The 15,826-nt window shown below is 67.2% G+C and carries 12 protein-coding genes; 5 read left to right on the forward strand and 7 right to left on the reverse strand.

Annotated features, from left to right (window positions below; genetic code table 11):
- Nucleotides 1-257: 257 nt before the first annotated feature.
- Nucleotides 258-1,145, reverse strand: a complete 888-nt coding sequence (locus SAOR_RS11265) for a cation diffusion facilitator family transporter (RefSeq protein WP_123631566.1) — start codon at nt 1,143-1,145, stop codon at nt 258-260.
- A 991-nt stretch (nt 1,146-2,136) separates the two neighbouring features.
- On the opposite strand from SAOR_RS11265, the gene SAOR_RS11270 reads away from it, so the two are divergent.
- Nucleotides 2,137-2,361, forward strand: a complete 225-nt coding sequence (locus SAOR_RS11270; RefSeq protein WP_123631501.1) for a hypothetical protein — start codon at nt 2,137-2,139, stop codon at nt 2,359-2,361.
- A 38-nt stretch (nt 2,362-2,399) separates the two neighbouring features.
- On the opposite strand, the gene SAOR_RS11275 is transcribed toward SAOR_RS11270, so the two are convergent.
- From SAOR_RS11275 to SAOR_RS11295, 5 genes are all read right to left on the reverse strand, one after another.
- Nucleotides 2,400-2,666, reverse strand: coding sequence for a hypothetical protein (locus SAOR_RS11275; protein WP_123631502.1), 267 nt, complete (start codon nt 2,664-2,666; stop codon nt 2,400-2,402).
- A gap of 132 nt (nt 2,667-2,798) precedes the next feature.
- The gene (locus SAOR_RS11280; RefSeq protein WP_123631503.1) at nt 2,799-5,903 is read right to left on the reverse strand and encodes an efflux RND transporter permease subunit; all 3,105 of its coding nucleotides are present in this window, start codon (nt 5,901-5,903) and stop codon (nt 2,799-2,801) included.
- A gap of 14 nt (nt 5,904-5,917) precedes the next feature.
- The gene (locus SAOR_RS11285) at nt 5,918-7,210 is read right to left on the reverse strand and encodes an efflux RND transporter periplasmic adaptor subunit (protein WP_123631504.1); all 1,293 of its coding nucleotides are present in this window, start codon (nt 7,208-7,210) and stop codon (nt 5,918-5,920) included.
- The gene (locus tag SAOR_RS11290; protein ID WP_123631505.1) at nt 7,203-8,504 is read right to left on the reverse strand and encodes a TolC family protein; all 1,302 of its coding nucleotides are present in this window, start codon (nt 8,502-8,504) and stop codon (nt 7,203-7,205) included. The genes SAOR_RS11285 and SAOR_RS11290 overlap by 8 nt, the downstream gene beginning before the upstream one ends.
- Before the next feature lie 56 nt (nt 8,505-8,560).
- Entirely contained in the window at nt 8,561-8,908 is a 348-nt protein-coding gene (locus SAOR_RS11295; RefSeq protein ID WP_148077382.1) for a hypothetical protein, read from the reverse strand.
- A 257-nt stretch (nt 8,909-9,165) separates the two neighbouring features.
- Between SAOR_RS11295 and tkt the strand changes: the two genes are divergently transcribed.
- Genes tkt through SAOR_RS11310 form a run of 3 tightly spaced genes read left to right on the forward strand, consistent with a single transcriptional unit; the run spans nt 9,166 to nt 13,246 of the window.
- Nucleotides 9,166-11,232 (forward strand): transketolase, encoded by a 2,067-nt coding sequence (gene tkt, locus SAOR_RS11300; protein WP_123631507.1) that lies wholly within the window; start codon nt 9,166-9,168, stop codon nt 11,230-11,232.
- A 43-nt stretch (nt 11,233-11,275) separates the two neighbouring features.
- Nucleotides 11,276-12,304, forward strand: coding sequence for a class I fructose-bisphosphate aldolase (locus SAOR_RS11305; protein ID WP_123631508.1), 1,029 nt, complete (start codon nt 11,276-11,278; stop codon nt 12,302-12,304).
- A gap of 60 nt (nt 12,305-12,364) precedes the next feature.
- The gene (locus SAOR_RS11310) at nt 12,365-13,246 is read left to right on the forward strand and encodes a phosphoribulokinase (RefSeq protein WP_123631509.1); all 882 of its coding nucleotides are present in this window, start codon (nt 12,365-12,367) and stop codon (nt 13,244-13,246) included.
- 9 nt (nt 13,247-13,255) lie between these two features.
- Here the strand turns inward: SAOR_RS11310 and SAOR_RS11315 are convergent, their stop codons facing one another.
- Complete coding sequence (locus SAOR_RS11315; protein WP_123631510.1) at nt 13,256-14,194, reverse strand: LysR family transcriptional regulator; 939 nt, start codon at nt 14,192-14,194, stop codon at nt 13,256-13,258.
- Nucleotides 14,195-14,365: 171 nt separating this feature from the next.
- Here SAOR_RS11315 and SAOR_RS11320 point away from each other — a divergent pair, with 171 nt between their 5' ends.
- Entirely contained in the window at nt 14,366-15,817 is a 1,452-nt protein-coding gene (locus SAOR_RS11320; protein ID WP_221179966.1) for a ribulose-bisphosphate carboxylase large subunit, read from the forward strand.
- The last annotated feature ends 9 nt before the right edge of the window (nt 15,818-15,826 follow it).

Below are 15,826 nucleotides of genomic sequence, written 5' to 3' on the forward strand. Positions count from 1 at the left end.
CGGCGCAACGAAAACCGGCCGCCCCGTTGCCGCCCGGCGGCCGGTTCCGGTGCAACATCGAAGGACGCCGCACGCGCCATCGGTGCTGCACGTCTGAAGCGCGGTGTCGCGTCGGCCGATCACGAGCCGGCGGTCCCGCGGCCGAGCGGGCCCGGACGGTCATGAGCGAAGGTAATTTCAAGGCCCGTCCGCTCTCGCGACGACACGATCTGACGTCGGGTCTCGGCGCCCTGTCAGCGTGTGGATGCCCCGCGCCTTCAAGGCACGTAGACGTCGGAGACCTTGGCCTTGTCCTCGGGCTCTACGTGGATCGTCACCGTGCTGTTGGCCACGGTCTCGTGCAGCGCCGCCTCGAGTCGATCACAGATCGCGTGGGCGTCGCGGACCGGCATCTGTCCGGCCACGACCAGATGAAACTCGATGAACGTGCGCCGGCCGGCATGTCGGGTCCGCAGATCGTGCGCCTGATAGGCGCCCTGAGCGTGCTCGAATATCACCGCGCGTATTCGGTCGAGCTCCTCCTGAGGCACCGATTCGTCCATCAGGCCGCCGACGGACTCGCGCACGAGCTTCCAGCCCGACCAGAGGATATTGAGCGCGACCAGCGCCGCCAGCAGCGGATCGAGGATCAGCCAGCCGGTCAGACCGACCAGCACGACCCCCGCGAACACGCCCAGCGAAGTCACGACATCGGTCAGCAGGTGCTTGCCGTCGGCGACCAGGGCCAGCGAGCGCAGCCTGCGCCCCTCCCGGATCAGCACCCAGGACCAGATGCCGTTGATCAGCGTCGCCAGCGCATTGAGAGCCAGGCCCTCGGCCGGCGCCTGGAGCGGCTGCGGCGCCCCCAGCGTGTGGTAGGCCTCGCGCAGGATCGCCAGGGCCGCGATCACGATCAGCACCCCTTCGATGACCGACGAGAAATACTCGGCCTTGGAGTGTCCGAAGGGGTGGTTGTCGTCGGCCGGCATCGCGCTCACGCGCAGCGCCACCACCGCGGCGCCTGCGGCCACGATGTTGATCACGCTTTCCAGCGCATCGGAGTACAGCGCCACGCTGCCGGTGATCCAGTACGCCAGATACTTCAGCGCAAGTACCACCACCCCGACGCCCACGCTGCCCAGAGCCAGCATCACCGTCCGGTGCATGCGCGGCGTTGGGCTCACGACGCGACCTCGCCGCATCCGATCGGACGCGTCGCGGGACCCCTGCGCACGGCCGCCGCGTCAGGCCCCGGGCCCGGCGTCGCTATAGGCGCAATCTGTCGACCGAACATTGCCGCGGGAGCCCTCTCACCAGCTGTCTTCATGCGCGGGGAGCGAATCATAAACCATCATCGAACGATGATCCGCTTGGGCCGCTCGGCCGGCAGCGCGCGGTGTCACGGTGGTAACGGATGCGCGCGCTCGCGGCCCCAGCATGTGCGTGACGGCAAGCACAGCCGCTTGGACCTGACGGCGCGGTTGCGCGGTGCCATTGCGATGGTCGTCGTGTTCCGATCGGAGCGCTTGCGCTACGGTGGACGACCGAAAACTCGGCCGTCACGAGCGCGGGCCGGGCGGCGTGTCGTGCGGCCATCTCGAAACCGTGATGCGACGTCAATGCGGCCGTCCGGAGTCATCGCTGCGTGGCCTCATGCAGGCTCTTGGTTATGAACGATCGTCGGCCGGGCCCTACTATCCTCTTTGCATTCAAGTCCCGTTTACGCAGCGACGCCGACGCGTCGGGGCGACGGGTGTCCGCCGCGGCGCGCCGGCGTGAACCGGCATCGCCGGCGCCGTGTCGGGTGCCCTTCTTTCGGTTACCTTTCTGGGGCGCGCGAGAAAGGTGACTCGCGCATCAGCGCGAAACCCGGGCCGAGTTGCGGCGTCCGTAAGCGCCAACGCGCTGAAAGTTCGTGCATATCGGCTCCGGCTGAGCTTTATGCATAATCAAGTACAGGCTTGCGCGGCCGGCGACTCTTGGCCGCCCGATCGGACCGCCCGCAAACCGACGGGATCGGGCGGAAAATGCGGCCGCAGCGCGTTGATATCAGCCGCGAACGCCCCATATCCCTCCGTATAATTACCGGGTCGACGCATCGTGGCGTTCCGGTGCCCCCTCTTTTCAAAGCATATTCGGTTTCTTCAGGAGACAGCCATGCTGTTCAACGTTCGGCAGTTCGGTTTCTCGTCCTGGGTGATCACACTGGTCGCCCTTGCGCTCGGTCTGGGTGGTCTCGCGACCGCGTTCACGGCCGAGGGCTTGCAAACGGCGGCGGTGGCCGCGGCGGCCTTCATCCTCGGCTGCCAGTATCTGGCACTGCGCCGGGCGCGGCTGCAGCACGCGCGCGCCTGGGGCGCTGCGGCTGCCTCTCGCCGGTAGGACTCGTTCACGACCGGCAGTCCGTCCGACGCGGCGCCTCAGTGACCCCGCGCCCGCGCGTGCTTGATCGACAGCACCACCGCGCCCGGCAGATGCACCGCACCGAAGCCGGCGAAGAACGCGGCGAGTCCGTCAGAGCCGGCCGGGTCGATGCGTGCATAGAACGCACACACGCCGCCGAAAAACAGGCCCGGCCCGATGAGCAGTGCGTGCGTGGTCATCGGGTACCGGGTGTGCCGGCGAACCAGATAGTGCGCCCAGATGAACGGCAGGAGTGCCATCAGGACGATCAGCGTTTCGAGCATGGTGACCAAGCCTCGCGGGCTCCAGGTGTTCGGAACTAGGATCTGTTGCCTGTTCCCTGGAAAGACAAGGCCGGGACCGCGGCCGGTGACGCGAGTGCGCGCCGTAGCGGCCGACTCTACGCCGATGCATCGTCATGACGTTTCTCCCGCCGGGTGAGCGAACCAGCGATAGACGCTCGGCAGCACCAGCAGCGTAAGCAGCGTCGAGGTCACCAGCCCGCCGATGACCACTGCGGCCAGCGGACGCTGCACGTTCGAGCCGATGCCGTCGGCCAGCAACAGCGGGATGAGCCCGAGTATGGCGGTGAGCGCGGTCATCAAGACCGGACGCAGACGATGTTCGGCGCCGGTGCGCACGGCCGCGTCCATGGCCATGCCCTGCTCTCGCAGCTGGTTGATATAGGCCACCAGCACCACGCCGTTCTGAACCGCCACGCCGAACACGGCGATGAAGCCCACCGCGGCGGGCACGGACAGATACAGCCCCGACAGCCAGAGCGTGAAGATGCCGCCGATCACCGCGAACGGCACGTTCAGGAATATCAGCGCGGCATAGCGCAGGCTCGCGAACGCGCTATAGAGCAGGATGAAGATCAGCCCAAGGGTGACCGGTACGACCAGATACAGCCGCTGCATCGCGCGTTGCTGATTCTCGAACTGACCGCCGAAGTCCACGAAATAGCCGGCCGGCATGTCGACCTGCGTATCGATAGCGGCCCGCAGGTCCTCGACCACGCCGCCCATGTCGCGCCCGCGCACGTTCATCTGTACGTAGAGCCGCCGACTGGCGTTCGAGCGCGATATCTTCTTTGGCCCGGTATAGACCTCGATATCGGCCACCCGCGATAGCGGCACGAGCGCCCCGTCGGGCGTGCGCAACGACAGGTCGCGCAGATCCGCCACGCGTTCACGCTGATCGGCCTGCAGGCGCATGAAGATATCGAAGCGACGCACACCGTCGAACACCTGGCCCACTGCCTCGCCGCCGATCCCGAGCGACACGGTCTGCAGCACCGCGTCGATGCTCAGCCCGTAGCGCGCCAGCGCCGCGCGATCCGGACGGATCACGACCTGCTGCTTGCCGCCCTGCTGCTGTACACGCACATCGACGGCACCTTCAGTGTTGCGTGCGAGCCCGGCGACCTTGCCGCCGAGCTCCGAGAGTCGGTCGAGATCGTCGCCGAAGATGCTGACCACGAGCTGGGCTTGTACGCCGGAGAGCAGTTCGTCGGTACGCAGCTGGATCGGCTGCGAGAAGTTGTTGGCCAGCCCCGGCACCGTCTCTGCGAGGCGCTGGCTCATCGCATTCTGCAGCCCTTCGTAGGAATAGCCGGACGTCCAGTTGGCGAGCGGTTTGAGGTTGACGGTGGTCGCGACGACGTTCACCGGCTCCGGGTCGCCGCCCACCTCGGCCCGGCCCACGCGCGAATAGGCGCCGGTCACGTCTTCGAACTCGGTGACGGTGTTCTGGATGCGCTTGCCGTAGCCGATCGCCGAGTCGAGACTCGCCCCCGGCGGCAGGGTCGAGCGGACCATGAACGTGCCCTCGCGCAGCGTGGGCAGAAACTCCGTGCCGAGCTGTGGAAACGCGGCGAGGCTCGCCGCAAACAATGCGAGCGTCACGCCGAACACCACCGCCGGTGCGCGCAGCACGGCATCGCGCAACGGCCGATAGCCCGCCTTGAGCCAGGCCACCAGTCGCGGCTCGCGCACGATCTCGGCCCGCTTGAACGACAACAGCGCAAGTACGGGCACGAGTGTGAGCGAAAGCGCCAGTGCGCCGGCCAGCGCAAAGCTTATGGTATAGGCCATGGGCGAGAACAGCTTGCCCTCGGCGCCCTCGAGCGAGAACAACGGGATGAACACGATGATCACGATCGCCACCGCGAACACGATCGGCCGCCCCACTTCCTGTGCGGCCGCGCCGATACGCGCGGCCATCGGCCGGTCGTCCACGCTATCGCTTTCAAAATGCCGAAAGATGTTCTCGATCATCACCACCGAGCCGTCGACCATCATGCCGATGCCGATCGCCAGACCGCCCAGGCTCATGAGATTGGCCGATAGCCCGGCCGCGCGCATGGCCACGAACGCGATCAATAGCGACAACGGCACGCTGGAAATTACGATCAGTGTGGAGCGCAGATTGCCGAGAAACAGATACAGCAGCACCAGTACCAGCACGGCGCCTATCGACAGCGCCTCGATCACCGTGCCGGTGGCCTTGTCGACGAGTTCGGCCTGCGAGTAATAGACCGAGGTCGTCATGCCATCGGGGAGAGAGTCGTTGATCTCGGCGAGCTTGGCGTTCACATCCTCGAGCACGCGCTGGGTGTCGGCGCCGATGAGCTTGAGCACATAGCCGCCGACCGACTCCTCGCCGTTGGCCAGCTCCGCGCCGCGCCGGATCGCACGCCCGTAGTCGACGCTCGCCACATCGCCGATGGTGACCGGGGTGCCGTCGGCAGTGGTTGCGACCCGCGTCTGACGCAGGTCTTCGAGCCCTGCGTCGCCGGGCGACACCCAGCCATAACCGCGGATGATCGCCTCTTCCCCGCCGCGTTCAATATAGGACGCGCCCACATTACGATTGTTGCGCTTGAGCGCGTCGCGCACGTCCGCGGGGGTGAGGCCGCGGGCGGTCAGCGCGGCCATGTCGAGCGCGACCTGGTACTGCTTTTCGAAGCCGCCGATCGAGAGCACGCCGGTCACGCCGTCGACCGTGCGCAGCTGCGGTTTGACGATCCAGTCCTGGGCGGTGCGCAGTTCGGTGAGCGAATGATCGCCGCCCGGCTCGTTTTCCACCGAATACATCAGAATACGCCCGAGCCCGGTGGTCAGCGGGCCGAGCTGGGGTTCACCCAGGCCCTCGGGCATTTCGCGCCGGGCATCGGCCAAGCGCTCGTTGACCAGCCGGCGCGCGAAGTAGATATCGGTACCGTCCTCGAAATAGATATCCACCCGCGACAGGCCGAAGATCGAAGTCGACTGCACGCGTTCGAGCTGCGGCAGGCCGTACATGCTGATCTCGATCGGATAGGAGATCAGCGTCTCCACATCCACCGGCGACAGGCCGGGGCTGGCGGTATAGACCTGTACCAGCGGCGGTGTGGCGTCGGGAAACGCGTCCAGGGGCAAGGCTCGCCAGGACAGCACTCCGGCAACGGCGAGCGCGGCCACGACCACGAGCACCATCAGCCGGTTCGCCATCGCCAGGCGAATCAGTCCATTGATCATGGGAAACTCCGGGGTCAGTGGCTGTGAGCGGCGCTGCGACCACCCGCGGTCAGTGCGGCCTTGAGATCGAAGGCGCCGGCCGTGACCAGCGCGTCGCCGGGCGACAGCCCCTGCGTGATCTCGACGGCACCGCCGCTCTCCGCGCCTGTGGTCACCGGGGTGAACACGAACGCGCCCGCGTGCTCGCCGGGTACGAAGACGCCCGCCCGCTTGCCGATCTGCTGCAGCGCATCGATCGGCACCAGCGCGTTGGCCGACGCGCTGTCGTTTGCCTGGCCGGTTTCGATCCGCGCGGTCGCGAACATGCCGGCCTTGAGACGGTCGTTCGGATTGTCGACCACGGCCCGTATGCGCACGCTGCGCGACTCGCGGTCGAGCTCGGGCGCGATCCAGTCAATACGGCCGGTGAACGTCTCGCCGGGCAACGGCCGCACGCCGAAACGCACAGTCTGGCCCACCGCGACTCTGGGCAGCGCCTGTTCCGCGGCTTCGATCATCAGCCACATGCGGCTGTTGTCGACGACATGGATCGGCGTTTCGTCCGGGCCGACCGTTTCGCCGGCGACCAGATCGCGACGTGCGATCCGCCCGGCCCGCGGTGCCGTGAGGGCCAGACGCGACAACGGCGCGTCGCTGTCGTCGACGATCGCATCGATCGCCGCGTCGTCCATTCCATACAATTTGAGCTCGGCACGCGCGGCCCGCCGTTCGGCTCTCGCCTGCCGATAATCGGCCCGCGATTCGGCCAGCGCCGACTCGCTCACGATCTGATCCTGAGCCAGGCGGCGATCGCGCTCGTAGGCGGCCGCGCGGGTGCGATAGCGGGCCGCTGCGGTGAGATACGCCGCCTTGGCCTGACCCAGCTCGACGCTGTCGAGCACCGCCAGCACATCGCCCGCGGCCACCGTATCGCCGAGATCGGCCTCGACCGTGCGTACCTTGGCCCGCAGCCGCGGGCCGACGCGCGCCACCCGGTCGGCGTCGAAGCGCAACGTTGCGGGCGCGGTGACCACGGCCTCGGCGCTGCCCGCACGAGCCGTGCCGATCTGCAGATCGAGCGCGGCGCGTTGGTCGGCGTCAAGCTCGACGCGATCGGGCGTTTCGCCGTGGCCTTCGTGCGCGCCGTGAGCGCTCCCGTCCTTGCCCCGGACGTGGCCAGGCGACGCGCTGTCCTGGCTCGGCTCATCGTGTGTGGGCGACGGCGCCTCGGGCGCGGCATCGCTGCCGCAGCCGGTCAGCCCGATCGCCACGCTGCAGGCGACCAGCAGCACGCGCCATGGCGTCGCTCGTGGATAACGCCTATTCATCGTCGTTCTCCCCGGTCGCCATGACCACAAGCCCGCCGGTGGCACGCTCCAGATCGGTGCCGGCGGCGATCAGCGCGTTGAGCGCGTCGAGATAGTCGCGGCGCACGTCGATGAGGTTGTTCTGTGCCGAGGTGATGGCCGGCGCGCCGACCTTGCCCGCGGCGAACGAGCGCCGGGTCAGTTCGAGCGTCTGTTCCGCAGCCTCGAGCACCGCGCTGCCGAGGGCGTCGGCGCTTTCGCGGGCGCCCCGATACGCGCTGATGCCCGACAGCACCTGCAGGCGCACCTCGCGCTGCAGCGTGTCCTGATCGAGCCGGGCGGCAGCGAGCTCGGCCGAGGCGATCTCGCGATCGCCGGCGTGGCGATCCAGCAGCGGCAACTCGAAGCCGACGCCGCCGCCGGTGATGTCGGCGCCGCCGTCACCGCGGCCGCCGGCCTCCTCGCGATAGAAGCCGAACACGGTCAGATTGGGCACGAGTCGACGACGCGCGAGCGACAGCTGCTCGCCGGCGGCCGCGACCCGCGCGGCTGCGGCATCCAGATCGCCGCGACGCCTGATAGCACGGGCCAGCAGCGTGTCGCGATCGGGCAGCGTGAGGTCCTCGAAGCCGATATCCCCGGCGATCGCCAAACGTCTTGACGGATCGATCGCCAGTCGGTCCTTGAGCTGCAGCCGGGCCCGAGTCGCCTGATCGCGGGCTTCGGCGAGCAGGGCCCGGGCGCGCTGGTGGCCGATGTCGGCGGCATTGGTCTCGATCCGGGTGCCGGCGCCGGCCTCGAGCCGTTTGCGGGCATAGGCGCTCAGCCGTCGGTTGACGTCGACCACACGCTCGGCGGTGGCGACCGCTTCTTCAGCGACCAGTACCGAGAGAAACGCGGCCCGCGTGCGCGCCCGGACGCTGGCGACCAGAAAATCGTAGTCGCCGCGGGCCGCCTCGAGCGTGTCGCGCGCGGCACGCTCGCGCAGCCCGCCCTGGCCCGCGATCCAGAATTCCTGGCTGATGCGGATGCCGATGTCGGTGCTCGATCGCTGCGGCTGCCGCCGACGACCGGCCTCGAGCTCCAGGCGCGGATTGGACGGTACGGGTACATCGGCGTCCGTGACTTCGCCGCTGCGGCGTTCGATACGGATGCGGGCGGCCCGCACCGCGGGATTGTACTGCTGCGCCCACTCGAGCGCGTCGTCCAGCCGGAGCGGCTGGGGTATCTGAGTGGCCGCGGGCGATGGACCGGCGGCCAAGAGCAGGCACACGGCGGCCAGCGCCGCCGCCTGCTGGCGTGCATGAATACGCATGCTGAATCCTCAACGCTTGATGACAGGCCGCCCGACGGGCGGCAGCGGAGATGGATTCAGGCGATGGGCGGATCGATCAGCGGGGCGTGGATGACGCTCTCGTAGCGCGTGCCGCGGGCATCGTCGTGCGCTGCGGCCGCGTCCGTGGCGAGCACGGCGTGGCAGGCGTGCAGGCCGACGAGATGGGCACTGGCGTGGCCGCAGTGGTCGCCGTGCTCGATCTCATCCGCGTCGGCAGAAGAGGCGGCGGCGGACGCCCCGTCGAGCGCGGTGGTCTCCACGTGGGCGCCGCCATCGGCCGCCGGCCAGTCCACGTGGCTGGCCCAGGCCTGGGCGCTGAAGGCCACGACTGCGATTAGCAGCGCGCTGATGAGCTTCAGCAGTGGCGGTCGGCCGGTGATCATTGAGTCAATTTAGCACACGCCGCGCGTACCCGCCCAACGAAAACGCGCTTATGGGCGGCTTCGAACGCGCGTCGTACGGTCGCGAAATCAGTATCGGGGCAACGGCCAATCAATAATTTTATATTATTCTTATCCCAATAAAGATTTATTTTTACTTATCAAAATGCTCGTCCATATTGAAGTCAAATCGCGGCCGACAGAGCCGCAGCCGCGCGTCATGTTCCGTGACCAGGCGCGAAGGCAGCGAGGAGATCGATATGGAAGCGACCGAAGCCCAGGCCGGGCGTGCCGGCACCGATACGGCATCGTATCCGAGCCGCCGGAGTCTGGCGAACGCCATCCGCATTCTGGCCATGGACGCCGTCGAGGCTGCCAACTCCGGGCATCCGGGCATGCCGATGGGCATGGCCGATATCGCGGAGGTGCTGGTCAACGATTATCTTCGATTCAATCCCGCGAATCCGCACTGGGTCGACCGCGACCGGCTGATCGTGTCGAACGGGCACGGCTGCATGCTGCAGTACGCGCTGCTGCACCTGACCGGCTACGATCTGCCGCTGGACGAGATCCGCAACTTCCGGCAGCTGCATTCGGCGACTCCGGGGCATCCGGAGTACGGCCTGACCCCCGGCGTGGAAACCACCACCGGCCCGCTCGGCCAGGGGCTGGCGAACGCGGTCGGCTTCGCCCTGGCCGAGGCCGCGCTCGCCGCGGAGTTCAACCGTGACGACGGCGCCATCGTCGATCACTGGACCTGGTGCTTCGCCGGCGACGGCTGCCTCATGGAGGGCATTTCGCACGAGGCCTGCTCGCTGGCCGGCCATCTCGGCCTGGGCAAGCTGGTCGTGTTCTATGACGACAACGGCATCTCGATCGACGGCGAGGTCGCCGGCTGGTTCTCGGACGATACGCCGGCACGGTTCGAGGCCTACGGCTGGCAGGTGGTGCGCGATGTCGACGGCCACGACGCCGACGCGATCGTCGCCGCGATCGAGACCGCACGGGGCGACACCACGCGCCCCACCCTGATCTGCTGCCGCACGGTCATCGGCTGGGGGGCGCCCAACAAGCAGGGGACGGAGGGGGTCCACGGCGCCGCCCTCGGCGCGGCCGAGGTCGCCGCGGCGCGCGCCCGGCTCGAATGGTCCGACGACACGCCGTTCGCCATCCCGACGGCGATCTACGACGCCTGGGACCATCGCGCCCGCGGCACCGCGGTCGAGACGACCTGGCGCGAGCGGTACGAACGCTACGCCCACGCGCATCCGGAACTGGCGAGCGAGTTCACCCGGCGCCAGGAGGGTGCTCTGCCGGAGGATTGGCACAAGCATCTGATGCGGCACCTGCACCACGTGCAGGCCGAGGCCGGTAGCGACACCGCGAGCCGCAAGTCGTCCAAGGCGATGATCGAGTTCTTCGCCCCGCGTCTGCCGGAACTGTTCGGCGGCTCGGCCGACCTGTCCGGTTCGAACGGGACCGACTGGGGCGGGCACGTCGTCATTGGTGCGCCGGCGTACCGCGGCAACTACCTGCACTACGGCGTGCGCGAATTCGCCATGACCGCCATGGCCAACGGCCTGGCCCTGCACGGCGGCTATATCCCCTTCACGGCGACCTTCCTGACGTTTTCCGACTATGCCCGCAACGCGGTACGCATGGCCGCGCTCATGGGCGTGCGCCAGATTCTGATCTACACCCACGACTCGATCGGTCTCGGCGAGGATGGCCCCACGCATCAATCGGTCGAGCATGTGTCCAGCCTGCGGCTGATCCCGAACCTCAACGTGTGGCGACCGGCCGACGACGTCGAGACGATCGCGGCCTGGACCGCCGCCATCGAGCGCGCCGACGGGCCAAGCGCGCTGGCCCTCTCGCGCCAGGACCTGCCGCATCTGGATCGCGACGTACCCACGGCGGAGAACATCTTCCGCGGCGGTTACGTCATCCACGAGCCGGCCGGCGAACCGGAGGCCCTGATCATTGCCACCGGCTCGGAGGTCGCGCCCGCCATCGCGGCGGCGGGCGACCTGGCCGCACGCGGTCGCGCCGTGCGCGTGGTTTCCATGCCCTGTCTCGACGTCTTCGAAACACAGGATGCCGCCTATCGCGCCTTGGTGCTGCCCGACCGCATCCGGGTACGGGTCGCGGTCGAGGCCGGCGTCAGCGCGCTCTGGCGACACTACGTCGGTCCGTACGGTCGCGTGCTCGGCATCGACCGGTTCGGCGAATCGGCCCCGGGCCCGGAGCTCTACCGGCACTTCGGCCTGACCCGCGCCGACATCCGCAGCGCGGTCGAAGCGCTGCTCGAATCCGAAACCGCATAACAGAACACCAACGCATTCGCTCATCGCGAACAGGAGGAGCCGCATGGACACCCAAGCACTCGAACAGACCGCCCGGGCGATGATCGCCGACGGCAAGGGGCTGCTCGCCATCGACGAGAGCACGCCGACCTGTGGCAAGCGCTTCGCCGACTACGGCATCGACAACACCGAGGATAACCGCCGCGACTATCGGGCGCTGCTGCTGAGCACGCCGGGCCTCGGCGAGAACGTCAGCGGCGCGATCCTGTACGACGAGACGCTGCGGATGACCACCGCCGACGGCACTCCCTTCGCCCGCATGATGGCCGATCACGGCATCATTCCCGGCATCAAGGTCGACACGGGCGCCAAAGATCTGGCTGGTCACCCGGGCGAAAAGGTCACCGAAGGCCTGGACGGCCTGCGCGAGCGGCTGGCCGAATACCACGACATGGGCGCCCGATTCGCCAAGTGGCGGGCGGTCATCACGATCGGCGACGGCCTGCCCAGCCGCGGCTGCTATGCCGCGAACGCCCACGCACTCGCCCGCTACGCCGCCCTGTGCCAGGAAGCAGGCATCGTGCCGATCGTCGAACCCGAGGTGCTGCTCGACGGCGACCACGACATCGATCGCTGCTACGCGGTGACGGAGGAGACACTCACGCGTCTGTTCGCGGAACTGCGCGATCAGAACGTGCATCTGCCGGGGCTCATCCTGAAGGCGAGCATGGTGCTGCCGGGCAAGAACGCCGCCCAGCAGGCCGACATGCGCGAAGTCGCGGCGGCGACGCTGCGCTGTCTCTACGCCACGGTGCCGGCCTCGGTGCCCGGTGTGGCGTTCCTTTCCGGGGGCCAGAGCAATGAGGACGCCACCGCGCATCTGGACGCGATGAACCGGCTCGACGGCGGCCGCGCGCCCTGGAAGCTGACGTTCTCCTACGCCCGCGCGCTGCAGCAGCCGGCACTGGATATCTGGCGCGGCGAGGCCGCGAACGTCGACAAGGCCCAGGCCGCCCTGGCCCATCGTGCCCGCTGCAATCGAGCCGCCGCGCAGGGGCGCTACGATCCGGCGCAGGAGAAGCAGGTCGCCTGATCGAGGCCCTACGGGACGTCAACGCGCGATCGCGCGACTGCAGCAATCGGGAGACACACGATGTCGATCAAGCATCCGGTGTTCGCGGTGACCGGTTCGTCCGGCGCCGGCACATCGACCGTTCGCGAGGCGATGGAGCACATCTTCCGCCGCGACGGGTTCAAGGCCGCCACGGTGGAGGGCGACTGCTTCCACAAGTACGAACGCATGGAGATGAAGCGCCAGGTCAAGCTGGCCGAGGAGGAGGGCCGCCACTTCAGCCATTTCGGCCCGGAAGCCAACCACTTCGACAAGCTGGAGGCGCTGTTCCGCGAGCACGGCGAGAGCGGCGGCGGCAAGCGCCGCCACTACCTGCACAACGCGGAGGAGGCAAAGGCCTGGGACCAGGAGCCCGGCACCTTCACCCCCTGGGAGGAGGTGCCCCAGGACTGCGATCTGCTGTTCTACGAAGGCCTGCATGGCGGCGTGACCACCGACGAGGTGGATGTCGCCCGCCATGTGGATCTGCTCGTGGGCGTGGTGCCGATCATCAACCTCGAGTGGATCCAGAAGCTGCACCGCGACAAGCTCGCTCGCGGCTACAGCACCGAGGCGGTCATGGACGTGATCCTGCGGCGCATGCACGACTACGTGCATTACATCACGCCGCAGTTCTCGCGCACGCACATCAACTTTCAGCGCGTGCCGACGGTGGATACCTCCAATCCGTTCATCAGCCGCTGGATTCCGAGCCTCGACGAAAGCCTCATCGTGATCCGCTTCCGCGATCCCAAGAAGATCAACGTCGACTTCCAGTATCTGCAGTCGATGATCCATGACTCGTTCATGTCCCGCCGCAACACGCTCGTGGTGCCCGGCGGCAAGATGAGCTTCGCGATGGAGATCATCATGCAGCCGCTGATCGAGTCGATGGTCACGACCGGGGTCGTGCGCTATCGCTGAGACACGGCCCTACGGATGACCGGTCACGAGGCCGGCGGCCTTTGCGGCCGTCGGCCAGACCGTGTCCGCGTGGTCGGCCAGAAAGGCCCGGAATGCCTCGGCTGCCGGCGACAGGCGCTTGCCGTCCCGATGCACCATGTACCAGTGGCGCACGATCGGGAAATGCGCCACATCCAGTATCTGGAGCCGGTTTGCGTAGAGATCCAGCTCCAGCGTATGCGCCGAAACCAGCCCCAGGCCCAGTCCGGCACTGACGGCCTGCTTGATCGCCTCGTTGCTGGTCATGACCATGGCGGGCTGGAATTCGACCTGGTGACGGCGGGCGAAGCGTGTCATCGCCGCCCGGGTGCCGGAGCCCTCCTCGCGCACCACGAACCGCTCGGCCGCCAGCGCCTTGAGCGGGATCCGCTTCCGGTCCTCCAGCGGATGACCGATGGGCGCGATCACCACCAGCGGGTTCTCCATGAAGGCCTCGCCCACCAGCCCCTGGTCGGCCGGCGGTTCGCCCATCACGACCAGATCGATGCGATTGTCCTGGAGCAGCTTGAGCAGCGCCTGCCGGTTGGTCACCGACAGGTTGATCGCGACCTCCGGATACTCGCGGTGGAAGGCCGCGATCAGATGGGTGATGAAATAGTTGGCCGTGGTGGCCACGGCGACGTAGAGGCTGCCCTTCGACACCCCCTTGAGTCGCGCCACGACGTCGCCGATCTCGTCGATCTGGGCGGCGATCGTGCGCGCGTAGCGCAGGATCTCCTCGCCCGCCGTGGTCAGGTAGATCTGCTTGCCGAACTGCTCGAACAGCGCCAGACCCACCGCTTCCTCGAGACTCTTGACCTGGATCGAGACCGCCGGCTGCGTCAGATGCATCTCCTCCGCCGCCCGCGTGTAGCTCGCGTGCCGGGCCACGGCCTCGAAAACCTTGAGTTGGCGGAGGGTTATGTTCATTCAACGCACCGAATCGGGGGACTTGCGAGGCGGCGTTACCGGGTCAACGCATCGCCTCATATTTTCTTATCCAAACAATAATAACTATTTACTTTTATTTATCAATGACCGGTTCTAGTCTGACCCTGTCGCGAGCAATGCATGCGCCCAACGTCAACCCGGAGAATGGAGATGGCACAGACAATACAGAACGACAAGCGCTACGAAGCCGGCGTGATCCCCTACAAGAAGATGGGCTACTGGGAACCGGACTATCAGCCGATCGATACCGACATCATCGCGCTGTTCCGCATCACGCCGCAGCCCGGCGTCGACCCGGAAGAGGCGGCCGCGGCGGTCGCCGGCGAGTCGTCGACGGCGACCTGGACCGTGGTCTGGACCGATCGCCTGACCGCCTGCGAGAAGTACCGCGCCAAGGCGTATCGCGTGGATCAGGTGCCGGGCAACGAAGAGCAGTACTTCGCCTACATCGCCTATGACATCCAGCTGTTCGAGCCCGGCTCGATCGCCAACCTGACCGCGTCGATCATCGGCAACGTCTTCGGTTTCAAGGCCGTGAAGGCGCTGCGTCTCGAGGACATGCGCATCCCGACCGCCTACATGACCACCTACAAGGGGCCGCCCACCGGTATCGTCGTGGAGCGCGAACGCCTCGACAAGTTCGGCCGCCCGCTGCTGGGCGCGACCACCAAGCCAAAGCTCGGCCTGTCCGGCCGCAACTACGGTCGCGTGGTCTACGAAGCGCTCAAGGGCGGCCTCGACTTCGTCAAGGACGACGAGAACATCAACTCGCAGCCGTTCATGCACTGGCGCGATCGCTTCCTCTACGTCATGGAAGCCGTGAACAAGGCCACCGCCGCGACCGGCGAGGTCAAGGGTCATTATCTGAATGTCACTGCCGCAACCATGGAGGAGATGTACGAGCGGGCCGAATTCGCCAAGGAGCTCGGCTCCTGCATCATCATGATCGATCTGGTGATCGGCTACACCGCGATCCAGTCGATGTCGAACTGGGCGCGCAAGAACGACATGATCCTGCATCTGCATCGCGCCGGTCATTCGACCTATACCCGCCAGAAGAATCACGGCGTGTCCTTTCGTGTCATCTCCAAGTGGATGCGCATGGCCGGCGTGGACCATATCCACGCGGGTACGGTGGTCGGCAAGCTCGAGGGCGACCCGAACCAGATCGCCGGTTTCTACGACGTGCTCCGCGAACCGCACAACGAGCAGAACCTAGAGCACGGCGTGTTCTTCGATCAGGACTGGGCGGGCCTGAACAAGTGCATGCCGGTGGCCTCGGGCGGCATTCATGCCGGTCAGATGCACCAGCTGCTGCACTACCTCGGCGAGGACACTATTCTGCAGTTCGGCGGCGGCACGATCGGCCACCCGGACGGCATCCAGGCCGGCGCGACCGCCAACCGCGTGGCGCTGGAGGCCATGATCATGGCCCGCAACGAAGGCCGCGACTACATGGCCGAGGGCCCGGATATCCTCCAGAAGGCCGCGAAGGACTGCAAGCCGCTGCAGCACGCGCTGGATACGTGGAAGGACATCACCTTCGACTACACCTCCACCGACACGCCGGACTTCGTGCCGAGCACCACGACGAGCGTCTGAGACGCGATC

Origin of the sequence: Salinisphaera orenii subsp. orenii MK-B5 (assembly GCF_003788635.1) — a bacterium.
Taxonomy (GTDB): Bacteria; Pseudomonadota; Gammaproteobacteria; order Nevskiales; family Salinisphaeraceae; genus Salinisphaera; species Salinisphaera orenii.

Coding starts and splice junctions, on each gene's coding strand:
- SAOR_RS11265 (WP_123631566.1), bottom strand. CDS start 1,145: ATGCACCGGACGGTGATGCTGGCTCTGGGCAGCGTGGGCGTCGGGGTG.
- SAOR_RS11270 (WP_123631501.1), top strand. CDS start 2,137: ATGCTGTTCAACGTTCGGCAGTTCGGTTTCTCGTCCTGGGTGATCACA.
- SAOR_RS11275 (WP_123631502.1), bottom strand. CDS start 2,666: ATGCTCGAAACGCTGATCGTCCTGATGGCACTCCTGCCGTTCATCTGG.
- SAOR_RS11280 (WP_123631503.1), bottom strand. CDS start 5,903: ATGATCAATGGACTGATTCGCCTGGCGATGGCGAACCGGCTGATGGTG.
- SAOR_RS11285 (WP_123631504.1), bottom strand. CDS start 7,210: ATGAATAGGCGTTATCCACGAGCGACGCCATGGCGCGTGCTGCTGGTC.
- SAOR_RS11290 (WP_123631505.1), bottom strand. CDS start 8,504: ATGCGTATTCATGCACGCCAGCAGGCGGCGGCGCTGGCCGCCGTGTGC.
- SAOR_RS11295 (WP_148077382.1), bottom strand. CDS start 8,908: ATGATCACCGGCCGACCGCCACTGCTGAAGCTCATCAGCGCGCTGCTA.
- tkt (WP_123631507.1), top strand. CDS start 9,166: ATGGAAGCGACCGAAGCCCAGGCCGGGCGTGCCGGCACCGATACGGCA.
- SAOR_RS11305 (WP_123631508.1), top strand. CDS start 11,276: ATGGACACCCAAGCACTCGAACAGACCGCCCGGGCGATGATCGCCGAC.
- SAOR_RS11310 (WP_123631509.1), top strand. CDS start 12,365: ATGTCGATCAAGCATCCGGTGTTCGCGGTGACCGGTTCGTCCGGCGCC.
- SAOR_RS11315 (WP_123631510.1), bottom strand. CDS start 14,194: ATGAACATAACCCTCCGCCAACTCAAGGTTTTCGAGGCCGTGGCCCGG.
- SAOR_RS11320 (WP_221179966.1), top strand. CDS start 14,366: ATGGCACAGACAATACAGAACGACAAGCGCTACGAAGCCGGCGTGATC.